Origin of the sequence: Nocardiopsis sp. TNDT3 (genome assembly GCF_003427465.1) — a bacterium.
Classification (GTDB): domain Bacteria; phylum Actinomycetota; class Actinomycetes; order Streptosporangiales; family Streptosporangiaceae; genus Nocardiopsis; species Nocardiopsis dassonvillei.
The window spans coordinates 1-3855 of the sequence record NZ_QPFC01001349.1; the positions used below are offsets into that span (position 1 = coordinate 1).

At 72.0% G+C, this 3855-nt stretch carries 3 protein-coding genes; all 3 read left to right on the plus strand.

Features of this window, described 5'->3' with window-relative positions:
- Positions 1 to 721 precede the first annotated feature (721 nt).
- Positions 722 to 1825, plus strand: a complete 1104-nt coding sequence (locus tag DQW06_RS27690; RefSeq protein ID WP_013154419.1) for a PP2C family protein-serine/threonine phosphatase — start codon at positions 722 to 724, stop codon at positions 1823 to 1825.
- 297 nt (positions 1826 to 2122) lie between these two features.
- Positions 2123 to 3466, plus strand: coding sequence for a magnesium transporter (gene mgtE / locus DQW06_RS27695; protein ID WP_013154418.1), 1344 nt, complete (start codon positions 2123 to 2125; stop codon positions 3464 to 3466).
- Between the two features lie 94 nt (positions 3467 to 3560).
- On the plus strand, positions 3561 to 3803 hold the full coding sequence (locus DQW06_RS27700) for an Rv0909 family putative TA system antitoxin (protein ID WP_013154417.1): 243 nt from the start codon (positions 3561 to 3563) through the stop codon (positions 3801 to 3803).
- Positions 3804 to 3855 lie beyond the last annotated feature (52 nt).

A 3855-nucleotide genomic window follows, 5' to 3' on the forward strand; every position in this document is an offset into this window, starting at 1 on the left:
GGGCGGGCCACCGCCCTCGACGGTCGCCGCGCGCGGTACTCTCCCCGTCCGGGCGCCCTTCGACGCGGGAACGGGGCCGCGGCGGGCGCGGTGGTGTCTCCGGTGAGACGGCCCGGGCCCGCACCGGGGCCCACCACCCTCAACTTCGCAGACCCACCTCCGCCGCCTCCCGAACCCCGTGGACCGCTCCCCGAGGGGCCCGAAGGCCGCGCGCGGGGGCGTCCGTACGCGCGCAGCGGCCTCCGGCGCGGACCGGAAGGCCGAGAGTCCCCGGTCCGGGCCGCGGCACCGTGGGACCCTGGAAGCGGACCGCGCCGACGGGCGCGGACCCGATCGGCGGCGGGGCGCCCGACCGCGCGGGAGTGTCCGAGAGGGATGAACACCCGGCTTACGGAACGGTTTTCGGACGCCGGAACGATGCCCGAATCCACACGCTCGGTTATCGGCTGAACCCAAATCCTCGGTTTGGGTGGAGAACACTGCTGGTTGCACGTGCCACGGCGACACCCCCCGCGCTACAGTTCGTGCACAGTTGCGGGCCTCGCTGCCCGCGGCGCGGCGGTGCCCTCCGGTCGGCACCTCCGGCAACCACGGCCAGGGCGTGCCCCACACAGCCCCGTACGCCGGCCCCCGGCGGCGACGCGGCTCCCGCGCCCATCCCGACCGTGCCGTCCGAGAACCGAACCCCCGCTGGTGAGCGGGTGTGCAACGCAGGGGACACATGAAGCCCACACCGACCGCCAAGACCACCCGGCTACTGCGCTCCACCGCGCAGCGGCTCGTCGCGGTGCTCCGGCGCAAGGTGCTGTTCCGTTACCGGCTCGTCCTGATCACCCTCGTCGCCCTGGCCGTCGGCATCGGCGTCGGTGCCGTGTGGGGTCCCACCGGCTGGTTCCCGCCCAGTTCCACCATCCTCACCGTCCTCGCGGGCGGCCTCCTCCTCAAGCGCAAGAGCCTGGCCTTCCTGCTGGCCGTGGTCGCCGCCGTCCTGGTCTTCGTCGCCTTCATGCTCGACTTCGGCCAGGTGGGCCCCGGCCTGCTGGTCACCATCGGCGTCACCGCGGTGCTGTCCTACCTGCTGTCCGGGGTGCGCGAGCGCCTCGGCGTCCAGGGCCTCAGCGGCGAGATGATGCTGCTGGACCTGCGCGACCGCCTGCGCCGCCAGGGCAAGCTGCCCCGGCTGCCCGAGGGCTGGGGGCGCACCGCGGTCCTGCGCCAGGCGGGCGGCTCGTCCTTCGGCGGCGACTTCGTCGTCTCCATCCGCAGGGAGAACCGGCTGGACGTGGCCGTCGTGGACGTCTCCGGTAAGGGAGTGGACGCCGGAACCCGGGCCCTGCTGCTCTCCGGCGCCTTCAGCGGGCTGATCGGGGCCGTCCCCACCCGCGACTTCCTGGCCCACTGCAACGACTACCTCATGCGTAACAGCGGCGGCGAGGGCTTCGTCACCGCCGTGCACCTGAGCGTGGACCTGGACACCGGCGAGTACCAGATCGCCTCCGCCGGACACCCGCCCGCGCTGCACTACGACAGCGGCGGCGGGCTGTGGAGCACCACCGAGGCCAAGGGCGTGGTCCTCGGCGTCATCCCCGAGATGACCTACACCTCCGTCGAGGGCAGACTCCGGCCCGGCGACGCCATCATGCTCTGCACCGACGGCCTCATCGAGACCCCGGGCGAGGACCTCGACGCCGGAATCGACCGCCTCCTCGGCGCGGCCGAGCAGCTCGTCCCGCGCGGTTTCGCCACCGGGGCGGACGAGATCGTGGACACCCTCAGCAGGGACAAGAACGACGACTGCGCCCTGGTCGTCCTCTGGCGGGACTGACCCGCCGGGCGGCCTCTGGCGCGCTGGTGAGGCGTCCGGTGTGCTCTTGGACCGCCTCGACGGGTAGGGTCGGGGTGCTCCCCGTCCCGCGTACGGCGGTCAGACCGTACACGTCCCCGGATCACCGTGCCCGCCCTTTCCGCCCCCGGAAGACCCATCCGACGCACGGTTCACCACACCAGTGACAACGGGACCGGAGCGGGGCCGTGGAACCACCGGCCCACCGCTTTTCCCAGGATCCGGTGCCGCCCGTGGTGCTTCCCACCGGGCGCAGAAGAATGCGAGGGGGTGCTTCGCATGTCAGAAGGCGAGCGCGCTGAAGAACTGATCGATCTGGTCGAGAACAACGACCTGACCGGTATCCGGCTCTGGTTGGCCGAACACAGGCCCTACGAGATCGCCGACGAACTCTCCCGCATGGACGGCAGTGAGGCGATCATCCCCTTCCGGCTCCTGGACAAGGACCGCGAGCTGGAGGTCTTCGAGGAGCTCGACCCCGGCCAGCAGCAGTCCATCCTGCTCGGGCTGCGCGACACGGCCTTCCACGAGATCCTCGAGGAGATGGACCCGGACGACCGGGCCCGTCTGATCGGCGAGGCGCCAGCCAAGATCGCCACCCGTGCCCTGGCCGGGCTCAGCCCCGCCGAACGCAGGATGACCGCCGCCCTGCTGGGATACCCCGAGGACTCCGTCGGCCGGTACATGACCCCCGAGACGGTCATCCTGCACCGCGACCTCACGGTGGGCCGCGCCCTGGAGGTCGTGCGCGCGCGGGGGGCCGACGCCGAGACCATCTACACCCTGCCAGTGGTCAGCGACGGCCGCCGCATGGTCGGGACGGTGACGCTGGGCGACCTCGTGGTCAGCGACGACGAACGGCTGATCAAGGACATCGTGGACGTGTTCGCGCCGCGCGTGCGCGCCGCGGAACCGGTCGAGGACGCCGCCCGCCTGATGCAGGAGGCCAACCTGGTCGCCCTGGCGGTGGTGGACTCCGAGGAGCGCTTCGTGGGTCTGCTGACCTTCGACGACGCCCTGGAGGTCATCGAGGCCGCCGACTCCGAGGACATGGCCCTCCAGTCCGGTGCGAGCCCGGTCGGCGAGCACTACGTGTCCGTCGGGGTGCTGCGCCTGGTCGGCGCGCGCTCGGTGTGGCTGATGCTGCTCATCGTGGCGGCCACGCTCACGGTCAACGTGATGCAGGCCTTCGAGTCGGCCCTGGAGGCGGTCACCGCCCTGGCCCTGTTCGTGCCGATGCTCATCGGCACGGGCGGCAACGTCGGCGCCCAGTCGGCCACCGCGATCGTGCGCGCCCTGGCCGTGGGCGAGGTCCGGGTGCGCGACCTGCCCTCGGTGATCTGGAAGGAGGCCCGGGTCGGCCTGCTGCTGGGACTCCTCCTGGCCGTGCTGGCCCTGGGCATCGGCTCCCTGCTGGTGGGCGTGGACGTCGCCGTGGTGGTGGCGTGCTCGGTGATCGCGGTGTGCACGTGGGCGGCGGCCATCGGCTCGTCCATGCCGCTGCTCGCCCGCAAGGTGGGCGTGGACCCGGCGGTGGTGTCCTCTCCGATGGTGACCACCATCGTGGACGCCACGGGCCTGCTCATCTACTTCTCCATCGCCACCGTGGTCCTGGGTCTTTGACCTGGTCTTCAGCCCCGCCCCGAACGCCCCACCGGCATGAACGGGGCGGGAACCGGGTATCGCGACAGGGCAGGACGGATCGAGGGAGGATTACATGTCCGGTACCGGAGATGCGTTCAAACGGCTGAAGAAGGCCGTCGACGACAACGCCGAACACGCCCAGGGCCTGGTCGGCAAGGCCGCCAGAGCGGCCAAGAAGGCCACCGGCGGCGCCCACGACGACAGGATCGACCGGGGCGCCGGAGCCGCGACGGAGTACCTGCGCAAGCGCGCTCGGGAGAACGAGCGGACCCGGCCGGACGGGGAGATCCGCCGGGACGGGGAGAACCCGAGGTAACGCGGCCCGTCTTCGCGCGGGGCGGGCGGGGCGTCCACAATGAGGGATGCCC